Below are 21,796 nucleotides of genomic sequence, written 5' to 3'. Positions count from 1 at the left end.
AAGGAGGTACCTCCACAGGAGAATGTGTCGGGCATAGATCCTGCTCCCACAGTTGATCTGCGTCGCTACCCGCTTTGCACGATCCATCACGGCGCCAGGCGATTGCGCTGCCACACTCCATCGAGCAAACGGTAATCGAGACGATCATGCAAACGGTCTGCGCGGCCCTGCCAGAACTCCAGACGGTCAGGATTTAGACAGTAACCGCCCCAATGCTCGGGGCGTGGCACGGTCTGGCCGGCGAAACGTTGGGTGGTTTCCCGCAACAGCGATCCAAGCGCGGCACGGCTGGCCAGCGGGCGGCTTTGCGGTGAAGCCCAGGCGCCCAAGCGGCTGTCCACCGAGCGGGAATCGAAGTACGCATCCGACAGCGTCGGGTCGAGCCTGGACACCCGGCCTTCAATACGAACCTGACGTTCCAGCCCCGGCCAGAAAAAGGTCATGGCGGCATTGGGATTGGCGGCCAGTTGTAGTCCTTTGTCACTCTGGTAATTACCGAAAAAAGTGAAGCCCTCATCACTCATCCCCTTGAGCAGCAGGACTCGACCGTGTGGGCGCCCTTCACTGTCGACCGTCGCCAACACCATGCTGTTAGCCTCGACTGGTGCACGCTCGGTATCGCGGGCCAGTTGCATCCACTGCCGAAACATCGCCAGCGGATCGTCCAGCGCAGACTCGTCTTGCAGGCCGTACAGGGTGTAGTTGCGGCGCATTTGTGCCAGGGAAAGGGGCATGACAGTGATCTCCAAAAAGGTTCTGCCTAGTGTGCGAGACACTGCGCAAAACCTCCTTGACCACCATCAACACTGAGCGCTGCCGCGCTTACTTGAGGCGCAGACGCCGAGCCAGTTTGTGCAGGTTACTGGGATCGACTTCCAGAATCCGCGCGGCGCTGGCCCAATTTTCCCCGGACAAACTCAAGGCCTGCAGGATTTTTTTACGCTGGTAATCGTCGACGGCTTCACCCAAAGGCTGGAACGGCACATCAGACGCAACGTCCGACGGGAGCTCGACGACCGCGCCTGGCCCGCCCATTGCGCTGTCGAGATCCAGAATCTCGGGCTCCAGCGTCATGATCAACGTGCGACTGGTGCCGCGACTGAGCTGTTTCAACGCCGCCCGGCTGATCACGTGTTCCAGTTCGCGCACGTTGCCCGGCCAGCTATAAGCCAGCAGCGAGCGCTCGGCCGTCGGCGACAGACGCAAGCCGCGCAAGCCGAGCCGCGCCCGATTGAGTTCAAGGAAATGCCCGGCCAGCATCAATACATCGTTACCCCGCTCGCGCAGGGGCGGAATCGGCACCGGGTACACCGAGAGCCGGTGATACAGGTCGGCCCGAAACAAGCCGTCGCGGATGCTGTCGGGCAGGTGTCGGTTGGTCGCGGCGATGATTCGCACATCGACATGCAGCGGCTTGTCGGCGCCGAGACGCTGGATCTCGCCGTTCTGCAAGGTGCGCAGCAACTTCGCTTGCACGGCCAGCGGCAATTCACCGACCTCGTCGAGAAACAGCGTGCCACCGTTGGCGGCATCGAAACGCCCGGCACGGTCACTGGTGGCGCCGGAAAACGCGCCTTTGACATGACCGAACAATTCACTTTCCGCCAAAGACTCCGGCAAAGCGGCGCAGTTGACCTGTATCAGCGGCTTGTGACTGCGCCGCGAAAGACGATGCAAGCGCCGGGCGAACAGCTCTTTGCCGACGCCGGTCTCGCCCAACAGCAACACCGGCAAATCGGAGTCGGCCAGTACGTCCAGCTCATTGAGCAACTGATACAGCACCTCACTCTGCCCGAGGATCTCGCCCTCCTCGACCGGCATTCGCAAGTCCTGAGGATCGCTGCGGGACAAACGCAAACTGCGGTTTTCCTGTTCCAGTCGAGTCACCCGTACGGCGGCTTCGATCTGCAAGGTACAACGCTTGAGTTCCTCCCGCGCACGGCTGTCGAAGGTCCCGGCGTGCAGCGCATCGAGGGTGATCGCGCCCCAGATCCGCCCCTCGACATACAGGCTCACACCCATGCAGTCATGCACTGGCAGCGGTTCGCCGACGTGGCTGTCGAGCAAGCCGTCATAGGGATCCGGCAAGCGACTGTCGGGCTCGAACCAGGTCGGTTCCCGCGACGCCATGATCGCCGCCAGCCGAGGATGTTGGGCAATGACAAACCGGCGCCCCAACGCTTCATGAACCAGGCCCGCCGTCGCCACCGGCCTCAGACTGTCGTCATCCAGACGCAGTAATCCCACCGCACCACTGTTGAAGTATTCGCGCAGGGTCTGGACCAGTCGTTGCAATCGCACGGCATTGGGCAACTCGACAATCAGGTCGGCCGCCAGGCTTTCACGCAGCATGGTAGTAATCACCCTCTATGGTTGGATTCACCCTAAAGCGTCAGGGTGCGTATCACCACAACTAAAAATTAAGCCATATTTTTCAATCAGTTAAATATGGCATGCCGGATGCAATGAGCTTGGGGAACCGTTGAAATCCAAATAAGGAACCCTGATGAGCCAGACCCTACTGGAACAAAGCCTCGGCCAACTGGCCTGCGACATTCCCGGCGCCACGCGGATTTTCCACACCTTCAAACTGGACTTCTGTTGTGGCGGGCATAAAAGCCTGCGTGAAGCAGCCCTTGGCAAGGACCTCGACCCGCAGCTGATTGCCGATGCCCTGCACGTTCTGCAAGACGCCGGCGAAACCCAGCACGACTGGCGCGATGAACCGTCGGACGTATTAATTGCCCACCTCCTGGCGCGCTACCACGCCCGCCACCGCGAGCAACTGCCGGAACTGATCCGCCTGGCTCGCCGCGTCGAGCAGGTGCATGGCGCGCGCAGCAGCTGCCCCAACGGCCTGGCCGATCTGCTGACCGACATGCAGCAAGAACTCGAAGGCCACATGCTCAAGGAGGAACAAGTGCTCTTCCCGATGCTGCAACAGGGCATCGGCCCTCAGGCGGCACCGCCTATCCAGGTGCTGCGTTTCGAACATGATCAACATGGCGAAGCGCTGGAGAAGATGCTCGCCCTGACCAACCACATCATCCCGCCTGCGGATGCCTGCAACACCTGGCGTGCGCTCTATCGCGGGTTGCTGGAATTCAAGGATGACCTGATGCAACACATCCATCTGGAAAACAACGTGCTGTTCATTAACGCCCTGAACTCGCGTCACTGATCGATTGCCCATCACACCAAACCCGCGCCAGCCAAACCGGATGGCGCGGGTTTTGTTTATACGGGACGACGTGCGATCAGCCGTGCCAATAGAACATGGCCTTGGCCAGGATCACGATCAACACCATGTGTCCGAGGATACTGCGGCGAATCCAGCTGGCCCGGGTCGTGGTCAGTCGCGCACTTTTCAACCAATACGCCAGCAAAAAGTAATGGCCGATGATGCTCAGGGCCAAGAGAATTTTCAGGCTCAGCAACGTACCAAAACTACTGGCCAGCGGCTGACTCAACACGCCACGGTGTTGCCACGCCAGACTGATGCCGGCGCCATACAACAGCAACACCACGCCATGCAGCACTTTTCGCGAACGCACAGCAATCGCCTGATCTGCTGTCGATTGCGCGGTATCCGCCAACTGCTGGCGGGCGCGGTGCCAGATGACCACCTCGAAAAACAGCGTGCCGATGAAGGCAATCGCCGCCAGCAAGTGTGTCACCAGTAAAAAGGGATACATCACCGGCAGCCTCCATCAGTTTGCTTGCTCATCCCGGATGACCGTCCACCCGGGCCCGCAGCAGCATCGGCCCATAGCGCCAGGCGTACAGCGCAAACGCCAGCGCCCAGCACAGGCCGGCCAGCCACAACGCGGGCAAGGGAAAAAACACAAACAACACAACCCGGCTCAGACACGCCAGGTTGAGCAAAATGAACGCCAGGGTCATGCCCGACGGCAGCTCCAGCGCTCGGCCGGTATGGCCCAGGCTGACTCGCGCAATCATCGCCAGCACCAGCCCACCCATGGCGCCTATCGTCAAACAATGCACCGCCAGGCTCGGGTTCAGCGGCGCGCCGAAATGCCACAGCGCCATGCCCAGACAAGCCACCGCCAACCAGCCGTACGCCAGGTACAACGACCACAGCAATGGCACGCGCCAGAGTGCGCGATCATGCCAGCGGACCAGGCGTACCAGATGCCCGGCGGCCAATGCGGCGAACAACAGACCCACCCAGAGGCTTGGGTCAAGCGCAGGTCCCGCGGCATATAACAACGCCACGAGTGGTGAGCCAATCAGCAGCAGCCAATCCAGCCAAGGCCAAGGCGCGACGCTGTCGACCCGGCCAAGTCCGCGCTGGATGAAGAACGGGATGACTCGCCCGCCAATCAATCCCATCATTGCTGCCACCAGCCAGAGGCCGGTCAACACGCCTTGACGCTGCCAGCCTTCATGACCTTCAACCAGGCCGTACAACGACAACCCGTCAGCCACGGCCAACAGCAGCAGCACAGCGACAATCGGGTAATTACGTTTCTGCCGCACCTTCCACAGGGTGAACCCCATGAGCGCTGCTACCGCCAGCGGGAACGCCAATTCCAGTACCGCGAGCAGCGGCCACGGCACGTTGGCCAGCCAAGCGACACGTGCGAGTAACCACAGCAATGCCAGCGCGGCCAATGGTTTACCGCTGATGCCGGGGCGACCGCTCCAGGTCTGCACGGCCGTCAGCAGAAAACCCGCGATAATCGCCAGCCCGAACCCGAACAGCAATTCATGGCGATGCCAACCCAGCCAGCCACCGGCCGGTTGCCATTGGGTAATCGACCCGCTGAACGCGGCCAGCCACAGTGGAATGGCCAGCACCGCCAACAGGCATCCGGCGAGGAAAAACGGCCGAAAGGCCAGACGTAACAGCGGCGCGATGGCCATCGCTTTCCGGCGGTCAAGCACTTGCATAAAACCACTCCTCTGCCTTATTGCTGACCTAAGCTAACTCGCAAGCGCCCAGGTAAATCAGGGGTCAATCATCGCGTGTTTGCGATCAATTGCCTTTGTCGCAGATCAAGTGTGCAAGGGCCGTGCCCCGGTGGCGATCATCGCCAGGCCGCGCTCCTCCGGGCCAGCGGCAAGGCTGATCAGGGTAAAAATGACCATTTAAGGGTTATTTAAACCCTAACGTGCATGGTTGTTTTTACCCTGCCGGCTTCAAACCCCACTAAATCAAGGCATTCAGGCATGGCCCGGGTCTTGCTCACGCTTATGGATATCAAAGAAACCTCCCATCAGGAGTCCTCATGAAAAAAGTCATCCAGCCACTGGCCTGGTTTGTGGTGTTGACCTCCGTTCTGGCGTTGGCCAGCGGAGTTTCCCTGGGCCTCGTTTGACTTGATCGCCATCCCCTCTCCAACCTTCAGGATGAATCCCTATGGTGCTCCATCGCGTCCATCACCAGATTCTGCGCAGTCATCATTTGTTCGAGCCGTTGAACGAAGAACAGCTGGATGAATTGATGAGTACCAGCCACTTGCTGAGCATCGACAAGGGCGAACCATTGTTCCGTCAGGGCGAGCCGGCAGACTCGTTCTATTTCGTGATTGCCGGCGCAGTGAAAATCTACCGCCTGACACCGGACGGGCAGGAGAAAGTGTTTGAGGTCATCGGCGATCGGCAAACGTTCGCCGAAGCGATGATGCTGATGGACACGCCAAATTATGTGGCCTCGGCTGAGGCGATCTGCCCAACCCAGCTCTACCGGTTATCCAACAACACCTACATGCGCCTGCTGCAGAGCAACAGCCGACTGACCTTTGCGCTGCTCGGCAAGCTCTGCGTTCGCTTGCATCAACGGATCAACGAAATCGAAACCCTGTCGCTGAAAAACGCCACCCACCGGGTCGTGCGTTATCTGCTGACGCAACTGGTGCGCCAGCAAACCGTTGACAGCCAATTCGAACTGCCAATGGCCAAGCAACTGATTGCCGGGCATCTGTCGATTCAGCCAGAAACTTTTTCGCGGATTATCCGTCGCTTGATCGATGAAAAAATCATTACGCAGGACGGCCGCCTGATCGTCATTCTCGATCGCCTGCGCCTGGAACAGTTCGAGTGAGCGACATGCCCGTCTGCCTGTATTGCCAACACGTTAACCCCGTACAAGAATCGGAGTGCCGCCAATGCGGCATGCCCCTGCCGGTATTGGCCGCACAGGCGGGGGAACGCCGGCTGCGCCGATTCATGTGGTTCTGCATCGGCCTGACCATCTTCTGCGTGACGATGTTTTTCTGGTTGCCACGCAGCATCTCCTGAAGCCCGCCCCGCCCCCCAGCAGCTGCCGAGGCTGCGTTCCGCTGCGAAGCAGTCGCAAATCCTGAGTCCAAGGTATTCCTGAAACACCGTGGTGTTGATTTCACGACTGCTGCGCAGCCGCACGCAGGCTGCGCCAGCTGCTAGGACGCAGGTGGCCACAGGGACCGTGTCCATCATGGTTGGGTCAACTGCCGATACAACTGCGGTAAACGCAAGGGTAATTGCTCGGGCTGGCGGATCAAGGTGTAGCCATTGGCGCCGAACATATACGGCAGGTAATCCCCGGCCTCGCGATCAATCGTGATACAGAACGGCGTCAAACCCTGACGCCGCGCCTCCAGCACCGCCTCGCGAGTGTCTTCAACACCGTAGCGCCCCTCGTACAAATCCAGATCATTCGGTTTGCCATCCGTCAGCAGCAGCAACAGTTTGCTGCGGCGCTTGCTCTTGCCCAGCAGTTGGGTGGCGTGGCGGATGGCGGCGCCCATGCGTGTGTAATAACCCGGTTTGAGCCCTTGAATGCGACCGCGGGTGTTGTCGTCATAACGCTGGGTGAAGGACTTGAGTTCTTGCATGCGCACTTGATGACGACGCAGCGATGAAAATCCGTACAGGGCGAAATCATCACCCAGCACCGACAGAGTTTCGCCGAACAGCAGCAAACTGTCGCGGATGACATCAATCACCCGATGCTCATCGTTCAGGTGCGCGTCGGTGGACATCGACACATCGGCCAGCAACAGGCACGCCAGGTCGCGGCGCGTCTGCCGTTGCTCCATGAACAGACCTCGCTCCGCACACTGGCCATGCTCGCGTTCAACGTGAAAATCCAGCCAGGCCTGCATGTCCAGTTCAGACCCTTGAGGTTGCTGGCGTAGCCATTGACGGTCATTGCGCAGATGTTCGAACTGGCGGCGCAGACGGTGCGCCGAGGCCTTCAGTCGTGACGGCAATGGTTGTGGCTCACTGTCGCGGGGCACCATCATTTGCAGATTGACGAAGGCGTCCTGCATCTGCTGTTTGCGATAGTCCCACTCCGGTAACTTGATGCCCTCGCCAAGAGGAATATCGTCGACATCGGCCGGTGGCAAATCCAGGTGCAGCTTGAGACCGCCGCCCTTGCGCAGACGGGTGCGCGACAAGCTCAACTCGTCGAGGTCTTCGGCGACTCTGGCTGCGTCCGGGTCTTCGCTGTCGTCTGTCCAGCGATCCAGGTCGACGTGTTCGGTCCAGCTGAACAGGTTCTCCAGGCGCACGATCAACAACCCGCCGTCGCGACTGCCTTCATCGATCCGCTTGGCGCGTTTGCTTCCACCCTTCTGCTCGCCGGGCGGGGTCGTCAGCGATTCTTCCGACTCGTCCCCCAGGTCGGCAGCCTGCGGGCTCGCGAGACTTTGCGGCGGGTACAACCACAGCGGCAGCGGCCATGCGGCCCGTTCGCTGCGGGGAAAATGCTCGACACTGCCCGGCTCGCGTAGCGCCTGGCATAACGCTCGTTCCAGTGCGGCTTCGCCGGGGTTCAATGTTGCTGGATCCGGGCGAAGTTGCAGATGGGCATCGACCAGACGTTTGTACCGGGCACGCAACGCGGGATAGCGCCGCAACAGCTGTTGCGTCCAGCGTTGATTGTCCCGCCCCCAATGACGCATCTGCCCGGCCTGGGCTGCCAGCAACGCGAGCCAACGATAGAGTTCCTCGTTCAATGCAACTTCAGGGAACACCGCCAGGCTCGACGGCAGACGAAGGTTGGTCTCGTCGCACCACGCCAAGGGCACTTGCTTGCAGGTGCCGGCGATCTGCTGCAGCACGTTGCGCCGCAGTAGCAGATCGCGGTCGCTGGCAGCTTCCACGCCGACGCCATTGGCGCCCCCCATGGCGCGAAACAACAACGCCAGCGGTCGCTGCTGATGGATCAGTTCGACCCGGGCTTCGGGAAAGTCCGGGCTGGCGCGGCGGGTGATAAAGCGATGCCAGACACTGCCGACCCACTCTTCCAGTTCGACGGTAAAGGCCATGGTTTTTTTCCTCTGAAAACCAATGTAAAACGGCCCGCTGTACCAGCCGGGCCGTCGTCCTTCAAGGTGTTACTGACTCACGAACGAACAGCGGAGGCGGCAGTCGTAGTGATCCCCACTGGCACCCGTCGCTTGAAGCTGAACAGGTAGCAGATCAGCCCTGCGAAGAAACCGAGACCGGCGCCCAGACGAGCCCAGAACAGCACTTGCAGATGATCGACAGTGGCCATGAACGGTAACGCGACGCCATCTACCGGCCAGCGTTGCAGATAGATCTGCACGACACCGGCAGCGGTGAGAAACAGCGTGATCATCACCATCGACAGGGTCATCAACCAGAAACCCCAGATCTCGAGTTGCTGCGAACGCTCGTCCGCTGCTTCACCGAGCCCACGCAGTTTCGGCATGGCGTAGCTGATCAAGGTCATCACGATCATCGCGTAAGCACCGTAGAAGGCCAGGTGACCGTGAGCCGCTGTCAACTGCGAACCATGGGTGTAGAAGTTGACCGGAGCCAGGGTATGCAAGAAGCCCCAGACGCCAGCACCGAAGAACGCGGTGACCGTGGTGCCCTTGGCCCATAGTGTGGCGGCACGGTTCGGGTGGTCCCGGCGACGGTTCTTGACCATGGTGAAGGCGAATATCACCATCGCCAGGAACGGTAGCGGTTCGAGTGCGGAGAAGATTGAACCCACCCACAACCAGACCTCAGGCGCACCGATCCAGAAGAAGTGGTGACCGGTACCGATGATTCCCGTTATCAGCGCCATGGCGATGATCACGTAGAGCCATTTTTCCACGACCTCCCGGTCCACGCCGGTGATCTTGATCAGGACGAAGGCCAGCATCGAACCCATGATCAGTTCCCACACGCCTTCCACCCAAAGATGCACCACCCACCACCAGTAGAACTTGTCGCGGGCGAGGTTGCCGGGGTTGTAGAAGGAGAACAGGAAGAACACCGCGAGACCGATCAACCCGGTCATCATGACCATGCTGACGGTGGTCTTGCGCCCTTTGAGCAAGGTCATGCCGATGTTGTAGAGGAAGCCCAGGCAGACCACCACAATGCCCATCTTGGAGATGGTCGGCTGTTCGAGGAACTCTCGACCCATGGTCGGCAGCAGCTCGTTGTGCGTCAGCTTGGCCAGGCCGGCATATGGCACCAGCAGGTAACCGAGGATCGTCAGCACGCCAGCGGCGGCGAATACCCAGAACAGGATGATCGCCAGCTTCGGACTGTGCAGTTCGCGGTCGGCCTCTTCCGGAATCAGGTAGTAGGCAGCGCCCATGAAGCCGAACAATATCCAGACGATCAGCAGGTTGGTGTGCACCATCCGCGCCACGTTGAAGGGGATGATCGGAAAGAGAAAGTCCCCGACCACGTATTGCAGGCCCATGATCAAACCGAACAGTATCTGACCGAGAAACAGGATCAGAGCAAACACGAAGTACGGTTTGGCCACGGATTGCGAGGCGAATTTCAGATGCGGATTAGCAATGCTCATCTCTTAGCCCTCCTTGTTTGGCGGCCAGCCATTGGTGTTGATTTTCGAGGTCCATTTGAGGAACTCGGCGATGTCATCCACCTCCTGGTCACTCAACTTGAACTGAGGCATCGCGCGTCGGCCCGGTACGCCCAGTGGCTGCATCTTCATCCAGGCATGCAAGAAAGGTTTGAAGCCCTCCTCTCCGCCGCGCCGCTGGAACACGTTGCCCAGCTCAGGCGCGAAGTAGGCGCCCTCGCCCAACAGCGTGTGGCAGCCGATGCAATTGTTTTGCTCCCAGACCAACTTTCCGCGTTCCACTGACTCGGTTAGAAGCGCTTCATTGCTGCGCTCTGGAAAGGTCTGTTCCGTGTGATAGGTCAAAGCCAGGAATATCAGGAAGAAGAAGATGCTTCCCCCAAAGTAAATATTCCTGGCCATGCCTTTGGTGAAGGTGTCTGACATGGTCGCTTCCTCTTTGCTAGGCGTGTCCATGATAGGAAGCGAAGGGTTGAAAGCTGCTTGATGGCGATCAAGAAAGTCAGATGGTTTTGGTCGGGTATTAAACGTGAGCCGGACTCGGTCCCTGTAGCCGCTGGCGAAACCTGCGTTCGGCTGCGCAGCAGTCGTAAACCCTGAATGCACGGTGTAACTGACGGGCCGCGTTGCCTGATTTCACGACTGCTGCGCAGCCGAACGCAGGCTTCGCCAGCTACAGGGATCGTTTAACGGAAAAAAATCAGCGTCAGCCCCACAACGGTTGCCAACACCAGCGCCCAGCTCAACATCAAGCGGCGCCACAGTCGTGGCGCGTGGCGCATTTCCATGAAGCCATCGGCGATCAGCCAGGCCTTGCCGACTGCCACCAGCAAGATGGCAATCGTCAGCAACGACGTCGCGCCGACCTGGGCCAGCGCCACGGTGCACACGCTCAGCGTGGCCAGGCCTGCCCAGCAGGCGACCAAAACCCGGGAAACAGTCATGAGCACCTCGTCAATTGAGTATGTAAACCAGCGGAAAAAGCACCACCCAGATCAAATCGACCATGTGCCAATACAACACGCCGGACTCAAAACCACTGCGGTTGCTGGCGTCGTACAGGCCACAGCGGCAACGCTCGGCCAGCCATCCAAGAATGACCATGCCGAGCAATACATGCAGAAAATGAAAACCGGTGAGGATCCAGTAAAGGGTGAAAAACGTGTTGTGCTCCATGCCCAGCCCTGAGGCCAGCAAGTGCCGGTATTCGGCGAGTTTCAGCACCACGTAGACACTGGCGGCAAGCAACGCCAGCAGCAGGAACACCGCGCCGTGGCGGGACCGTGAGCGCCTGATTTGCTCTTGGGCCAGCGCGGCGAACAGGCCTGCGGTGAGCAGGCTCAGGGTCATTGCCAACCCGGTAGAGGTGTTGAGCAACAGACGGCTTTCGTCGAACATCTGCGGCTTGAGTGCCTGGGTCACGGCGAACACCAGGATCAGGATGGCAAACACCGACAGCTCGGCCAGGATGAAAAACCACATCGCCAGATCGCCCGGCAAGTGGCCACGGGATACACCCGTGGACTCAGCCGAAATGGACATCAACCACGTCCATCAGTGCCGCGACGGTCAGCGGATCATCGCTCAGCGGCTCGGCCAGACAGGCCATGCACGCCTCACGCGGATTCATGCCGGAGCGGATCATCCGCGCGGTAAAAATCAGCAATCGCGTCGAGGCGACTTCCTCCAGATCATGTTGATCGAGCCGGCGCAGCGCCTGCCCCAGCCGGACCACTTGCGCCGCCAGCGCGCTGTCCACCTGAGCTTCCCTGGCGACAATGCGCTCTTCATCGGCTACCGGCGGATAGCCGAAGCGCATCGCCACGAAGCGTTGTCGGGTGCTGGGCTTCATGCCTTTAAGCAGGTTCTGGTAGCCGGGGTTGTAAGACACCACCAGCATGAATGACGGCGGCGCCTTCAGCACTTCGCCGGTGCGTTCCAGGAACAGCTCGCGACGATCATCTGCCAACGGGTGCAACACCACCACGGTGTCCTGACGTGCCTCGACTACTTCGTCGAGATAACAAATGCCGCCTTCACGCACCGCGCGGGTCAGCGGTCCGTCCTGCCACCAAGTGCCCTGGGCACCGATCAGGTGGCGACCAATCAGGTCGGCAGCGCTCAGATCGTCATGGCAAGCCACGGTGTACAGCGGCAGTTTCAGCCGATGGGCCATGTGCTGGACGAAACGGGTTTTGCCGCACCCCGTCGGACCTTTGATCAACACCGGCATGCCGTGTCGCCAGGCTTGTTCGAACAGCGCCTCCTCATTATTCAGCGGTTGGTAGAAGGGTTGGATCGAGTGTTCGCAAGACTGGGTACGGTCCATGGGCTGCCTGTTCCAAAAGCGGATTCAAGGAACACGCTACGGGCCCCTGCGACAACCTGGCAAGTGAGATGGCCGGCAAACTTGATCGTCGTCAAGCGAACATTGGCCTGCTCGGCATAGCCTTGCACGGCACTAAGAACCTGCGTTCTGCGCTGCCGTTTCAGCACATCGCAAAGGTCTTGCCTGAGGAGAAATGGAATGCTGATCAGCAATAGAAAAACGTTTGCCCTGACCCTTACCACGCTGTGTTCGGCACTGGCATTGGCGGTGAGTCATGCCGCCAGCGCTGATGAGCCCGCCGCTGTTGCGGCCAACCCATCCATGGTCAAATCCGCTGGCGCTCCCGACATGAGCCAGGCCGAGTTCGACTCATCAAAGGAAATCTACTTCCAGCGCTGCGCAGGCTGCCACGGCGTTCTGCGCAAAGGCGCCACCGGCAAACCGCTGACACCGGACATTACTCAGAACCGAGGGCAACCGTTTCTGGAGGCCTTGATTACCTATGGGTCTGCGGCGGGCATGCCGAACTGGGGCACGTCCAATGCGCTGACCAAGGATCAGATAACGTCAATGGCCAAGTTCATTCAGCACGCGCCGCCGACGCCGCCGGAATGGGGCATGGCCGAGACGCTGAAAACCTGGAAAGTGCTGGTCAAACCCGAAGATCGTCCGAAGAAGCAGCTGAGCAAACTCAACCTGCCCAACCTGTTTTCGGTGACGTTGCGCGATGACGGCAAGATTGCCCTGATCGACGGCGACAGCAAGAAAATCGTCAAGTTGATCGAGACCGGTTACGCGGTGCACATCTCGCGGATCTCTGCCTCGGGCCGCTACCTGCTGGTGATTGGTCGAGACGCCCGGATCGACATGATCGACCTGTGGCCGGTCGAGCCGACCAAGGTTGCCGAAGTCAAAGTGGGCATCGAGGCACGCTCGGTCGAGACCTCCAAGTTCAAAGGCTACGAAGACAAATACACCATCGCCGGTTCTTATTGGCCGCCGCAATTCACCATCATGGATGGCGAAACCCTGGAGCCGAAGCAGATCGTCTCGACCCGCGGCATGACCGTCGAGAAGCAGGAATACCATCCTGAACCTCGCGTCGCGGCGATCATCGCCTCCCACGAATGGCCGGAGTTCATCGTCAACGTCAAGGAAACCGGCAAGGTCATGCTGGTCAATTACCAGGACATCAAAAACCTCACCATCACTTACATCGACGCCGCGCCGTTCCTGCATGACGGTGGCTGGGACAGCACGCACCGCTACTTCATGACCGCCGCCAACAACTCGAACAAGGTCGCCGTGATCGACTCCAAGGAGCGCAAATTGACTGCGCTGGTGGACGTCGGCAAAACCCCTCACCCGGGTCGCGGCGCCAACTTCAACCACCCGACCTACGGCCCGGTCTGGGCCACCAGCCATTTGGGCGATGACGGCATTTCGCTGATCGGCACCGACCCGACCAAACACCCGCAATACGCCTGGAAACAGGTCGGCTCACTCAAGGGCCAGGGCGGCGGCTCGCTGTTTATCAAGACCCATCCAAAATCCCGTCACTTGTACGTCGACACCACCCTCAACCCGGAGGCCAAGCTCAGCCAGTCAGTGGCGGTATTCGACATCGACAAACTCGATGCCGGCTACACCGTGCTGCCTATCGCTGAATACGCTGGCATCAAGAAAGGCGCCATGCGCGTTGTGCAACCGGAATACAACAAGGCCGGCGATGAAGTCTGGTTCTCCGTGTGGAGCGGCCAGGAAGACGAATCGGCGCTGGTGGTGATCGACGACAAAACACTAAAGCTCAAGTCAGTCATCAAGGACAAACGACTGATCACACCCACCGGGAAGTTCAACGTCTACAACACCCAACACGACATTTATTGAGCTTCATCAATGCAAGGAAACACCATGAAAAATACTCTGTTTGCACTGTTTGCCCTGACCGCTGCGCTGAGCGTGCAGCCGGTCATGGCCCAAGACGCGCTGGCGCTGTTCAAGAGCAAACCCTGCGCAGCCTGTCACTCCATTGACACCAAGCTGGTCGGTCCCGCACTCAAGGATGTAGCGGCCAAGAACGCTGGCGTGGCCGGCGCCGCAGACACCCTGGCAGGCCACATCAAAAACGGCACACAAGGCAATTGGGGCCCGATGCCAATGCCCGCGAACCCAGTGACCGACGAAGAAGCAAAAATTCTCGCGACCTGGGTACTGACACTCAAATAACCGACTCGAGGGCGTCATGATGGTTTACCCACACGCTGCGATTCTGGCGGCCCTCCTCCTCATTTGCGCAACTGCGGTTGCGTCGCCGGACGCCCAGCGTCAGGCACAACTCGAACACCTGCTGGTGCAGGACTGCGGCGCCTGCCATGGGCTGCACCTGACCGGCGGGCTCGGTCCCGAGCTGACACGCGCGGCGCTGGCCGGCAAGTCCAGGGACAGCCTGATTGCCACCGTCAGCCAAGGCCGGCCCGGCACCGCGATGCCCGGTTGGGCGCCGTTGCTCAGCCCCGGTGACATCCGTTGGCTGGTCGACCTTCTTCTGCAGGGATACCCCGCACCATGATCCGTTCAATCCTGCTGTCAGCGGCGACCGGGCTGTTGTTGTCCGCTTGCGTTCAGCCACCGTTGCGTGGCACCGGCGATCTGGGCGTGGTGGTGGAACGCGCCACCGGTAGCGTGCAAATCATCGAGAGCGACACCCATACGGCGCTGGCCCGACTCAAGGGTTTGGGCGACCTGTCCCATGCCTCCGTGGTGTTCTCACGCGACCAGCGCTATGCGTACGTCTTCGGCCGCGACGGCGGGTTGAGCAAAATCGATTTGCTGACCCAACGTATCGACCATCGAGTCATCCAGGGCGGCAACAGCATTGGCGGCGCCATCAGTCAGGACGGCAAGTTGATCGCGGTGTCGAACTACGTGCCCGGCGGGGTCAAGGTGTTCGATGCGGCCACTCTGCAACAAGTGGCCGATATCCCCGCTACACCACTCGCCGACGGCACCAAACGCTCGCGAGTGGTCGGCCTGGTCGACGCGCCGGGGCAACGTTTTGTTTTCAGCCTGTTCGATACCGGCGAGATCTGGACCGCCGATTTCAGCCAGGGCAGCACACCGCACATCAGCCGTTTCACCGGTATTGGCTCACAACCCTACGACGCCCTGATCACCCCGGATGGCCGCTATTACATGGCCGGGCTGTTCGGCGAAGACGGCATGGCGCAACTCGATCTCTGGCATCCGGAGCGCGGTGTTCAGCGGGTACTCGGCGACTACGGACGCGGCCAGGCGAAACTGCCCGTGTACAAGATGCCGCATCTGGAAGGCTGGGCCGTCGCCGATAACCAGGCGTTCGTGCCCGCCGTTGGCCGTCACCAGGTGCTGGTGATGGATTCGCGCACCTGGCAGCAGACCGCAGTCATCCCGGTGGCCGGCCAACCGATATTCGTCACCTCACGCCCGGACGGTCGGCAGTTGTGGGTCAATTTCGCCTACCCGGACAACGATCGGGTTCAGGTTATCGACACCGAAACCCACACCGTAATCGCCGATCTGCGCCCGGGGCCGGCGGTGCTGCACATGGAATTCACCGCGCGCGGCGATCAGTTGTGGTTGTCGTTACGCGACGGCGATCAGGTTCAAGTCTGGGATCCGTACAGCCTGAAGCTGCTGAGTACCCTGCCGGCCACCGCGCCGAGCGGCATCTTCTTCAGCAGTCGCGCGCAGAAAATGGGGTATTGAAATGAACCTTGAGCTGCTCACTCGCCAACTCATCGACCGCTTCCAGCACGGCATGCCGCTGTGCCCGGCACCGTATAAGGAGATGGCGCGGATCCTCGGTTGCCGCGAATCGCAAGTCATGGCCTGCCTGGAAGAAATGGATAAGGCCGGCACCCTTTCACGGATCGGCCCGGTGTTCGAACACAGCCGCGCCGGGGCCAGCACCCTCGCCGCCCTCGCCGTGCCCGCCGAACGCCTGCAACACGTTGCCGATCACGTCAGTCAGTACCCCGAGGTCAATCACAACTACGCACGGGAGCATTTCTACAACCTGTGGTTTGTGCTGACCGGCCCAGATCGCCAGCACATCGACCGTGTTCTCAAAGAACTTGAAGATGGCACCGGCCTCATGCCGCTGGACCTGCCGATGCTGACCGCCTACCGCATCGACCTCGGCTTTGCCCTCGGAGAAAAACTATGAAGCCCGGCTTGAGCCCCAAACAGGCCCTGGCGCTGCGCCGGCATCTGGAAGGTGGATTGCCGCTGGTATCGCGCCCTTACCAGGCCCTGGCCGAACGGATAAAGACTGACGAAGACCAGGTGCTTGAACAAATGCGCCAGTGGAGCGAGCAAGGGCTGTTCCGCCGTATCGGCCTGGTGCTGCACCATCGCGCGCTGGGCTTTACCGCCAACGCCATGCTGGTGCTGGACGTTCCAGATGCGTTGATCGACGAAGTCGGCCAACGCCTGGGGCGAGCCCCCGGCATCAACCTCTGCTATCAACGGCCCCGGCGCTTGCCGCAATGGCGCTACAACCTGTTCTGCATGGTGCACGGGCGTCAACGTGATCGGGTTGAAGCGCAAATCCAGGCGTTGCTCGAAGAACATCTGCTGAGCGACCTGCCCCACCAACTGCTGTTCAGCACCCAGGTGTTCAAACAGTGCGGCGGACGTTTTGCGCCATCGCGAACAGGAGCGCCAACCCGTGGATGATCTTGACCGTCGACTGATCAACCGTTTGCAATTGGGCCTGCCGCTGGTGCGCCACCCTTGGCAAGCATTGGCTACCGAGCTGGAGAGCAGCAGCACTGAACTGCTCGGCCGACTGCATGTCCTGCTCGATGACGGCGTTCTCACGCGCTTCGGCCCGATGTTCGACATCGAACGGCTGGGTGGCGCCTTCACCCTCGCCGCCTTGGCGGTACCGGAAGAGCGTTTCGACGACGTCGCCGAGCAACTGCACGGTATGCCTGAAGTGGCGCACAACTACCGACGCGAGCACACCTGGAACATGTGGTTCGTGCTCGCCTGCGCAACTGAACTTGACCTGACCGAAACCCTGCAGCACATCGAAACCCTGACCGGTCTGTCACTGCTCAACCTGCCCAAAGAGGAGACCTACCATGTCGGTCTGTATTTCCCGATCTGAAGACACCCTCGCCCAGCGTCTGATCGCATTGACCCAGGCCGGCCTGCCGTTGCTGGATGACCCGTGGGCCTGGCTCGCCGAACAGCTGGGGCTGAGCATCGAATCCACCCTGGATTTGCTCAAGCGCTTGCAGGCCGAGGGCGCGATTCGGCGGATTGCCGCCGTGCCCAATCACTACCGACTGGGCTATCGCCACAACGGCATGACGGTCTGGGATGTGTGCGACGCCGACATGCCGCGCCTGGGTGCGCTGATCGGCGCGCAATCCTTCGTCAGCCACTGCTATCGCCGCCCGCGACGAACCGACTGGCGCTACAACCTGTTCGCCATGGTTCACGGCCGCAGCAGCGATGAAATCAACAGTTACCGCGAGCACCTGCGCTACTTGCTGGGCGACGCCAGTGCCGCCGACGAGATGCTGGTGAGCAGCCGCATCCTGAAGAAAACCGGCTTGCGCCTGCCGCCCCCTTCGCGCTGAACACGTTCCCGACTCAAGGAGAGTTACATGTTGAGGATCAGCCAATACCTGCGTGCGCTGGCCGGCCAGGCGCCTGCGCCGAGAACCAGTCCACCGGGCAGCAACCGGCCGCCGGTGGTGATCTGGAACTTGCTCAGACGCTGCAACTTGACCTGCAAACATTGCTACGCCACCTCGGCCGACAGCGTCTTTCGCGACGAACTGGATACGCCGGCCGCGTTGGCGGTAATTGACGATCTGCACGACGCCGGGGTGAAGGTGCTGATTCTTTCCGGCGGCGAACCGCTGTTGCGCGAGGACCTGTTTGTACTCAGCGACTACGCCCGTGCCAAGGGTTTCTTTGTCGCCTTGTCCACCAACGGCACGCTGATCGATGAGCAGAACATCGCGCAGATCAGCGCGGCGAAATTCGACTATGTCGGCATCAGCATCGATGGCCTGGAAGCGACCCATGATACGTTCCGCCAACTCAAAGGCAGTTTTGTCAGTTCCATGCGGGCGATCCGGCTCTGTCGCGAACAGGGTATTCGGGTCGGCCTGCGCACGACCCTGACCCAGGAGAACCATCAACAGTTGCCCCAACTGCTGGCGCTGATGCGCGAGTACGACGTGCAGAAGTTTTATCTGTCGCACCTCAACTACAGCGGCCGTGGCAAACGCAGTCGCAAACTCGACGCGCACCAGCAGATGAGCCGCGAGGCCATGACGTTGATCTTTGAACGCGCCTGGGAAGACATCCAGCAGGGCCGCGACAGCGACTTTGTCAGCGGCAACAACGATGCCGACGCGATTCTGCTGCTGCAATGGGCCGCTGTTCGTCTGCCAGAGCATTACCCACGCCTGGAAAGCATGCTCCGCGCCTGGGGCGGCAATGCCTCGGGCAGTGGCATCGCCAATATCGACAACACCGGCGAAGTGCACCCCGACACCTACTGGTGGCAGCATTCGGTGGGCAATGTCCGGCACACGCCGTTTCGCACGTTGTGGCTGGATCAACCGGATGCCCTGCTGTTGCGACTGCGTGAACACCCTCGCGCCGTCGGCGGCCGTTGTGCGCAATGCCGCTGGTTGCACATCTGCAACGGCAATACCCGCACACGCGCCTGGGCCGAGGGCGATCTCTGGGGGCAGGACCCCGGCTGCCACCTCAGTGATGACGAAATCGGTGTGCCGCCGTCAACGACCATTCCTTGCATCACCTACTGAATCGCCCGTCCGGCAAACCACCTGAAAAAGGCTGGGGCCGGCCAACCTGATGAAGCACCAAGGACGTCTCATGCCTCCATCAATTGAAATACCGGCCACACTTGAGTCCGCGTTCAGACCGGGCGAAGTCGCCCTGGTCGGCGCCGGCCCTGGCGATCCACGCCTGCTGACATTGCGCGCCTGGAGCCTGTTGATGCAGGCCGACGCGGTGGTGTACGACCGCCTCATCAGCCCCGAGCTGCTGACGTTGATTCCCCTGACCTGCGCCCGGCATTACGTCGGCAAGGCCAGCGGCTGCCACAGCCTGCCCCAGGAACAGATCAACGAACTGCTCGCCGACCTTGCCGATCAAGGGCAGCGCGTGGTCCGGCTCAAGGGCGGCGACCCGTTCATTTTCGGTCGCGGTGCCGAGGAGCTGGAATACCTGCTGCAACGCGGCATCGATTGCCAGGTGGTCCCGGGGATTACCGCCGCTTCCGGCTGCAGCACTTACGCGGGCATTCCGCTGACTCATCGGGATCTGGTCAATTCCTGCCGATTCATCACCGGCCATTTGCAACGTGATGGCGAGTTGTCGCTGCCCTGGAGCAGCCTCGCCGACAGCAGCCAGACGTTGGTGTTTTACATGGGGTTGTCCAACCTTGAGATCATCGCCCAGCGCTTGATCGAAGCCGGGCTGCCGGCCGATACACCGGCCGCGTTGATCAGCAACGGTACCCGCCCCGACCAGCACGTCGCCCGTGGCAAGCTGCACCAATTGCCGACCCTGGCGCTGGGGTGTCCACCGGGTATTCCGACACTGACGGTGATCGGCAAAGTGGTCGATCTGTTCGCAGCCCAACCGCTGGAATACCCGGCCCGCCTTTACCCCGTTCAAGTGCTGCAACGCCGCGCCAAGGTGGCGATATGAGGCGTCTGATCCTTGCCCCCTTGTTATGGGTCGGTGCGGCCCATGCCGACCTTACGACTCCGGCACTTGAACAAGCGGCGAAAAACTATCAGCAACATTGCCTGAGCTGCCACGGGGCCAACCGGTTCGGCGGTGCGGGTCCGGCGTTGCTGCCAGAAAGTCTCAGCCGGATCAAACCGGACGAAATCCGCAACGTCATTCAAAACGGTCGCCCCGCCAGCCAGATGGCCGGGTATGCCAACGTGTTCAATCCAGAGCAAATCACCGCGCTGGTGGACTACCTTCAGCAACCGCCCGCCACACCGCCCACGTGGAGTAACGACGACATTCTCGGCAGTCATTCGATTCTTGCGGATGTCAGCAAGTTGCCCACCACGCCCCAGCATGGCGCCGATCCACTGAACCTGTTCGTGGTGGTGGAGGCCGGCGATCACCACATCAACATCCTCGACGGCGACCGTTTCGAGGTGCTGGCGCGCTTTACTTCGCACTTCGCGGTGCATGGCGGGCCGAAGTTTTCGCCAGATGGGCGCTTCGTTTACGTAGCCTCACGCGACGGCTGGATCAGCCTGTATGACTTGCACAACCTGAAACTGATCGCCGAGGTCCGCGCCGGCCTCAACACCCGCAACCTGGCGGTGAGCAAGGATGGACGCTGGGTGCTGGTGGGTAACTATTTGCCCGGCAACGTGGTGGTGCTCGATGCCCGCGATCTGTCGCTGGTCAAAACCATTCCCACGATCGGCGAAGACGGTACCGCGTCACGGGTCAGCGCGGTGTACTCCGCCCCGCCGCGGGACAGTTTCATTGTGGCGCTCAAGGATGTGAAGGAAGTCTGGGAACTGTCTTGGGCCGGTACTCCGGATTTCGTGCCACGGCGAATCCACGCCGGGGATGTGCTGGACGATTTTTCCTTTTCGCCGGACTACAAGCAGTTGCTGGCCACCTCGCGCAAGGCCAAGGGCGGTCAGGTGATCGACCTCGACAACGGCAAGGTCGTCACCGACATACCGCTGCCGGGGATGCCGCATTTGGGCTCGGGGACCTATTGGAAACGCAACGGCGAGTGGGTGTTCGCCACGCCGAATATCAGCAAGGGGCTGATCTCGGTCATCGACTTCAAGACCTGGAAGCTGATCAAGGAAATCCCGACCCTGGGGCCGGGGTTTTTCATGCGCAGTCACGTCAATTCACGGTATGCCTGGAGTGATGTGTTCTTTGGGCCGGACAACGATGCGATCCACCTGATCGACAAGCAAACCCTGGAAATTGCCCACACCTTGCGTCCGATGCCGGGGAAAACCGCTGCTCATGTTGAGTTCACCCGGGATGGCCGCTACTTGCTGCTGAGCATCTGGGCCACCGACGGTGCGCTGATCGTTTACGACAGCAACACTCTCAAGGAGATCAAACGTATTCCGATGAACAAGCCTTCGGGCAAGTACAACGTGGGGAACAAGATTGAGTTTGCCGAGGGGACTTCGCATTAGGCCTTGGGTGTATATCCGTTTTTTCGGTAACGGCGGCTTAGGGTTCCGCCCTTACGGCGGGTCACTTTGGAAAAGAACCCCAAAGTAACCAAAGGGTTCTTGCCCCTTTCATTCGGCCTCTCGAGGGGGCGAGTATCGCAAAAGCACCGCGAGGCGGCCTACCGGTCGGCCTGCCTCTTCAAACCTACGCATTCCCCTGTGAGAGCGAGCCTGCTCGCGAAAGACGTGAACGATAACGCGTGCCGACTGAATGAACGCGGTGTCCGGATGTTTTTCGCGAGCAGGCTCGCTCCCACAGGTTGAACGCCTGGCTTTTGATCTTGCTTTTGATCTTGCTTTTGATCTTGCTTCTGATCTTGATCTGCCCCGTCGGAAGGCCGAGCGCAGGTTCTGCGCAGTGGGCACCGCGGCAGGGATGCCGCG

25 protein-coding genes are annotated in these 21,796 nt (G+C 60.5%); 15 read left to right on the top strand and 10 right to left on the bottom strand.

Annotated features, from left to right (window positions below; translation table 11 throughout):
- Positions 1 to 86: 86 nt before the first annotated feature.
- Both pdxH and norR read right to left on the bottom strand, forming a co-directional pair.
- Positions 87 to 734, bottom strand: a complete 648-nt coding sequence (pdxH, locus tag FQ185_RS21585) for a pyridoxamine 5'-phosphate oxidase (protein ID WP_149419196.1) — start codon at positions 732 to 734, stop codon at positions 87 to 89.
- 88 nt (positions 735 to 822) lie between these two features.
- Positions 823 to 2,352 (bottom strand): nitric oxide reductase transcriptional regulator NorR, encoded by a 1,530-nt coding sequence (gene norR / locus FQ185_RS21580; protein WP_149419195.1) that lies wholly within the window; start codon positions 2,350 to 2,352, stop codon positions 823 to 825.
- A 154-nt stretch (positions 2,353 to 2,506) separates the two neighbouring features.
- Between norR and ytfE the strand changes: the two genes are divergently transcribed.
- Positions 2,507 to 3,181 (top strand): iron-sulfur cluster repair protein YtfE, encoded by a 675-nt coding sequence (gene ytfE / locus FQ185_RS21575; RefSeq protein WP_149419194.1) that lies wholly within the window; start codon positions 2,507 to 2,509, stop codon positions 3,179 to 3,181.
- Between the two features lie 76 nt (positions 3,182 to 3,257).
- Here the strand turns inward: ytfE and FQ185_RS21570 are convergent, their stop codons facing one another.
- Positions 3,258 to 3,695: a hypothetical protein gene (locus FQ185_RS21570; protein ID WP_149419193.1), complete on the bottom strand. Its 438-nt coding sequence runs from the start codon at positions 3,693 to 3,695 to the stop codon at positions 3,258 to 3,260.
- Between the two features lie 28 nt (positions 3,696 to 3,723).
- Positions 3,724 to 4,914: an NnrS family protein gene (locus FQ185_RS21565; RefSeq protein WP_149419192.1), complete on the bottom strand. Its 1,191-nt coding sequence runs from the start codon at positions 4,912 to 4,914 to the stop codon at positions 3,724 to 3,726.
- 469 nt (positions 4,915 to 5,383) lie between these two features.
- Between FQ185_RS21565 and FQ185_RS21560 the strand changes: the two genes are divergently transcribed.
- Together FQ185_RS21560 and FQ185_RS21555 are read left to right on the top strand one after the other, a co-directional pair.
- Complete coding sequence (locus tag FQ185_RS21560) at positions 5,384 to 6,067, top strand: Crp/Fnr family transcriptional regulator (protein WP_149419191.1); 684 nt, start codon at positions 5,384 to 5,386, stop codon at positions 6,065 to 6,067.
- Positions 6,068 to 6,072: 5 nt separating this feature from the next.
- Positions 6,073 to 6,264: a protein DnrP gene (locus tag FQ185_RS21555; RefSeq protein ID WP_149419263.1), complete on the top strand. Its 192-nt coding sequence runs from the start codon at positions 6,073 to 6,075 to the stop codon at positions 6,262 to 6,264.
- A gap of 173 nt (positions 6,265 to 6,437) precedes the next feature.
- Here FQ185_RS21555 and FQ185_RS21550 read toward each other — a convergent pair whose 3' ends face one another.
- The 6 genes from FQ185_RS21550 to FQ185_RS21525 form a co-directional block, all read right to left on the bottom strand.
- Positions 6,438 to 8,279: a nitric oxide reductase activation protein NorD gene (locus FQ185_RS21550; protein ID WP_149419190.1), complete on the bottom strand. Its 1,842-nt coding sequence runs from the start codon at positions 8,277 to 8,279 to the stop codon at positions 6,438 to 6,440.
- A gap of 77 nt (positions 8,280 to 8,356) precedes the next feature.
- Positions 8,357 to 9,787 (bottom strand): cbb3-type cytochrome c oxidase subunit I, encoded by a 1,431-nt coding sequence (locus FQ185_RS21545; protein WP_149419189.1) that lies wholly within the window; start codon positions 9,785 to 9,787, stop codon positions 8,357 to 8,359.
- Between the two features lie 3 nt (positions 9,788 to 9,790).
- Complete coding sequence (locus tag FQ185_RS21540) at positions 9,791 to 10,231, bottom strand: cytochrome c (protein ID WP_149419188.1); 441 nt, start codon at positions 10,229 to 10,231, stop codon at positions 9,791 to 9,793.
- A gap of 260 nt (positions 10,232 to 10,491) precedes the next feature.
- Positions 10,492 to 10,749 carry a cytochrome C oxidase subunit IV family protein gene (locus FQ185_RS21535; protein WP_149419187.1) on the bottom strand — a complete coding sequence of 86 codons (258 nt, stop codon included), beginning with the start codon at positions 10,747 to 10,749 and terminating at the stop codon, positions 10,492 to 10,494.
- A 10-nt stretch (positions 10,750 to 10,759) separates the two neighbouring features.
- Complete coding sequence (locus FQ185_RS21530) at positions 10,760 to 11,347, bottom strand: cytochrome c oxidase subunit 3 (RefSeq protein WP_149419186.1); 588 nt, start codon at positions 11,345 to 11,347, stop codon at positions 10,760 to 10,762.
- Positions 11,331 to 12,134, bottom strand: coding sequence for a CbbQ/NirQ/NorQ/GpvN family protein (locus FQ185_RS21525; RefSeq protein ID WP_149419185.1), 804 nt, complete (start codon positions 12,132 to 12,134; stop codon positions 11,331 to 11,333). The genes FQ185_RS21530 and FQ185_RS21525 overlap by 17 nt, the downstream gene beginning before the upstream one ends.
- 68 nt (positions 12,135 to 12,202) lie before the next feature.
- Between FQ185_RS21525 and FQ185_RS30225 the strand changes: the two genes are divergently transcribed.
- The 12 genes from FQ185_RS30225 to FQ185_RS21470 all read left to right on the top strand — a co-directional run bounded on the left by FQ185_RS30225 (position 12,203) and on the right by FQ185_RS21470 (position 21,373).
- Positions 12,203 to 12,349, top strand: coding sequence for a hypothetical protein (locus FQ185_RS30225; protein WP_178113574.1), 147 nt, complete (start codon positions 12,203 to 12,205; stop codon positions 12,347 to 12,349).
- The gene (locus FQ185_RS21520; RefSeq protein ID WP_149419184.1) at positions 12,333 to 14,024 is read left to right on the top strand and encodes a nitrite reductase; all 1,692 of its coding nucleotides are present in this window, start codon (positions 12,333 to 12,335) and stop codon (positions 14,022 to 14,024) included. The genes FQ185_RS30225 and FQ185_RS21520 overlap by 17 nt, the downstream gene beginning before the upstream one ends.
- A 24-nt stretch (positions 14,025 to 14,048) precedes the next feature.
- On the top strand, positions 14,049 to 14,363 hold the full coding sequence (locus FQ185_RS21515; RefSeq protein ID WP_149419183.1) for a c-type cytochrome: 315 nt from the start codon (positions 14,049 to 14,051) through the stop codon (positions 14,361 to 14,363).
- A gap of 19 nt (positions 14,364 to 14,382) precedes the next feature.
- Entirely contained in the window at positions 14,383 to 14,706 is a 324-nt protein-coding gene (locus FQ185_RS21510) for a cytochrome c (protein ID WP_371926662.1), read from the top strand.
- Positions 14,703 to 15,881 carry a cytochrome D1 domain-containing protein gene (locus tag FQ185_RS21505; RefSeq protein ID WP_149419181.1) on the top strand — a complete coding sequence of 393 codons (1,179 nt, stop codon included), beginning with the start codon at positions 14,703 to 14,705 and terminating at the stop codon, positions 15,879 to 15,881. Before FQ185_RS21510 ends, FQ185_RS21505 begins: the two co-directional genes overlap by 4 nt.
- A 1-nt stretch (position 15,882) precedes the next feature.
- Positions 15,883 to 16,341, top strand: coding sequence for an Lrp/AsnC family transcriptional regulator (locus tag FQ185_RS21500; protein ID WP_149419180.1), 459 nt, complete (start codon positions 15,883 to 15,885; stop codon positions 16,339 to 16,341).
- Positions 16,338 to 16,853, top strand: a complete 516-nt coding sequence (locus FQ185_RS21495; protein ID WP_149419179.1) for an Lrp/AsnC family transcriptional regulator — start codon at positions 16,338 to 16,340, stop codon at positions 16,851 to 16,853. Before FQ185_RS21500 ends, FQ185_RS21495 begins: the two co-directional genes overlap by 4 nt.
- Positions 16,846 to 17,289 carry an Lrp/AsnC family transcriptional regulator gene (locus FQ185_RS21490; RefSeq protein ID WP_149419178.1) on the top strand — a complete coding sequence of 148 codons (444 nt, stop codon included), beginning with the start codon at positions 16,846 to 16,848 and terminating at the stop codon, positions 17,287 to 17,289. The genes FQ185_RS21495 and FQ185_RS21490 overlap by 8 nt, the downstream gene beginning before the upstream one ends.
- Positions 17,264 to 17,767: an Lrp/AsnC family transcriptional regulator gene (locus FQ185_RS21485; protein ID WP_149419177.1), complete on the top strand. Its 504-nt coding sequence runs from the start codon at positions 17,264 to 17,266 to the stop codon at positions 17,765 to 17,767. The genes FQ185_RS21490 and FQ185_RS21485 overlap by 26 nt, the downstream gene beginning before the upstream one ends.
- A gap of 27 nt (positions 17,768 to 17,794) precedes the next feature.
- Positions 17,795 to 18,973, top strand: coding sequence for a heme d1 biosynthesis radical SAM protein NirJ (gene nirJ, locus FQ185_RS21480; RefSeq protein ID WP_149419176.1), 1,179 nt, complete (start codon positions 17,795 to 17,797; stop codon positions 18,971 to 18,973).
- A gap of 70 nt (positions 18,974 to 19,043) precedes the next feature.
- Entirely contained in the window at positions 19,044 to 19,883 is an 840-nt protein-coding gene (gene cobA / locus FQ185_RS21475) for a uroporphyrinogen-III C-methyltransferase (RefSeq protein WP_149419175.1), read from the top strand.
- Positions 19,880 to 21,373 (top strand): nitrite reductase, encoded by a 1,494-nt coding sequence (locus FQ185_RS21470; protein ID WP_149419174.1) that lies wholly within the window; start codon positions 19,880 to 19,882, stop codon positions 21,371 to 21,373. The genes cobA and FQ185_RS21470 overlap by 4 nt, the downstream gene beginning before the upstream one ends.
- The last annotated feature ends 423 nt before the right edge of the window (positions 21,374 to 21,796 follow it).

Source organism: Pseudomonas sp. ANT_H12B (assembly GCF_008369325.1).
Taxonomy (GTDB): Bacteria; Pseudomonadota; Gammaproteobacteria; order Pseudomonadales; family Pseudomonadaceae; genus Aquipseudomonas.
The sequence above is the reverse complement of the archived record's forward strand: the minus strand, read 5'-3'. Positions and strand labels throughout refer to the sequence as shown.

Bases quoted from the DNA above. Each gene is read 5' to 3' on its own strand.
- pdxH (WP_149419196.1), bottom strand. From the start codon at position 734: ATGCCCCTTTCCCTGGCACAAATGCGCCGCAACTACACCCTGTACGGC.
- norR (WP_149419195.1), bottom strand. From the start codon at position 2,352: ATGCTGCGTGAAAGCCTGGCGGCCGACCTGATTGTCGAGTTGCCCAAT.
- ytfE (WP_149419194.1), top strand. From the start codon at position 2,507: ATGAGCCAGACCCTACTGGAACAAAGCCTCGGCCAACTGGCCTGCGAC.
- FQ185_RS21570 (WP_149419193.1), bottom strand. From the start codon at position 3,695: ATGTATCCCTTTTTACTGGTGACACACTTGCTGGCGGCGATTGCCTTC.
- FQ185_RS21565 (WP_149419192.1), bottom strand. From the start codon at position 4,914: ATGCAAGTGCTTGACCGCCGGAAAGCGATGGCCATCGCGCCGCTGTTA.
- FQ185_RS21560 (WP_149419191.1), top strand. From the start codon at position 5,384: ATGGTGCTCCATCGCGTCCATCACCAGATTCTGCGCAGTCATCATTTG.
- FQ185_RS21555 (WP_149419263.1), top strand. From the start codon at position 6,073: ATGCCCGTCTGCCTGTATTGCCAACACGTTAACCCCGTACAAGAATCG.
- FQ185_RS21550 (WP_149419190.1), bottom strand. From the start codon at position 8,279: ATGGCCTTTACCGTCGAACTGGAAGAGTGGGTCGGCAGTGTCTGGCAT.
- FQ185_RS21545 (WP_149419189.1), bottom strand. From the start codon at position 9,787: ATGAGCATTGCTAATCCGCATCTGAAATTCGCCTCGCAATCCGTGGCC.
- FQ185_RS21540 (WP_149419188.1), bottom strand. From the start codon at position 10,231: ATGTCAGACACCTTCACCAAAGGCATGGCCAGGAATATTTACTTTGGG.
- FQ185_RS21535 (WP_149419187.1), bottom strand. From the start codon at position 10,749: ATGACTGTTTCCCGGGTTTTGGTCGCCTGCTGGGCAGGCCTGGCCACG.
- FQ185_RS21530 (WP_149419186.1), bottom strand. From the start codon at position 11,347: ATGTCCATTTCGGCTGAGTCCACGGGTGTATCCCGTGGCCACTTGCCG.
- FQ185_RS21525 (WP_149419185.1), bottom strand. From the start codon at position 12,134: ATGGACCGTACCCAGTCTTGCGAACACTCGATCCAACCCTTCTACCAA.
- FQ185_RS30225 (WP_178113574.1), top strand. From the start codon at position 12,203: ATGGCCGGCAAACTTGATCGTCGTCAAGCGAACATTGGCCTGCTCGGC.
- FQ185_RS21520 (WP_149419184.1), top strand. From the start codon at position 12,333: ATGCTGATCAGCAATAGAAAAACGTTTGCCCTGACCCTTACCACGCTG.
- FQ185_RS21515 (WP_149419183.1), top strand. From the start codon at position 14,049: ATGAAAAATACTCTGTTTGCACTGTTTGCCCTGACCGCTGCGCTGAGC.
- FQ185_RS21510 (WP_371926662.1), top strand. From the start codon at position 14,383: ATGGTTTACCCACACGCTGCGATTCTGGCGGCCCTCCTCCTCATTTGC.
- FQ185_RS21505 (WP_149419181.1), top strand. From the start codon at position 14,703: ATGATCCGTTCAATCCTGCTGTCAGCGGCGACCGGGCTGTTGTTGTCC.
- FQ185_RS21500 (WP_149419180.1), top strand. From the start codon at position 15,883: ATGAACCTTGAGCTGCTCACTCGCCAACTCATCGACCGCTTCCAGCAC.
- FQ185_RS21495 (WP_149419179.1), top strand. From the start codon at position 16,338: ATGAAGCCCGGCTTGAGCCCCAAACAGGCCCTGGCGCTGCGCCGGCAT.
- FQ185_RS21485 (WP_149419177.1), top strand. From the start codon at position 17,264: ATGTCGGTCTGTATTTCCCGATCTGAAGACACCCTCGCCCAGCGTCTG.
- nirJ (WP_149419176.1), top strand. From the start codon at position 17,795: ATGTTGAGGATCAGCCAATACCTGCGTGCGCTGGCCGGCCAGGCGCCT.
- cobA (WP_149419175.1), top strand. From the start codon at position 19,044: ATGCCTCCATCAATTGAAATACCGGCCACACTTGAGTCCGCGTTCAGA.
- FQ185_RS21470 (WP_149419174.1), top strand. From the start codon at position 19,880: ATGAGGCGTCTGATCCTTGCCCCCTTGTTATGGGTCGGTGCGGCCCAT.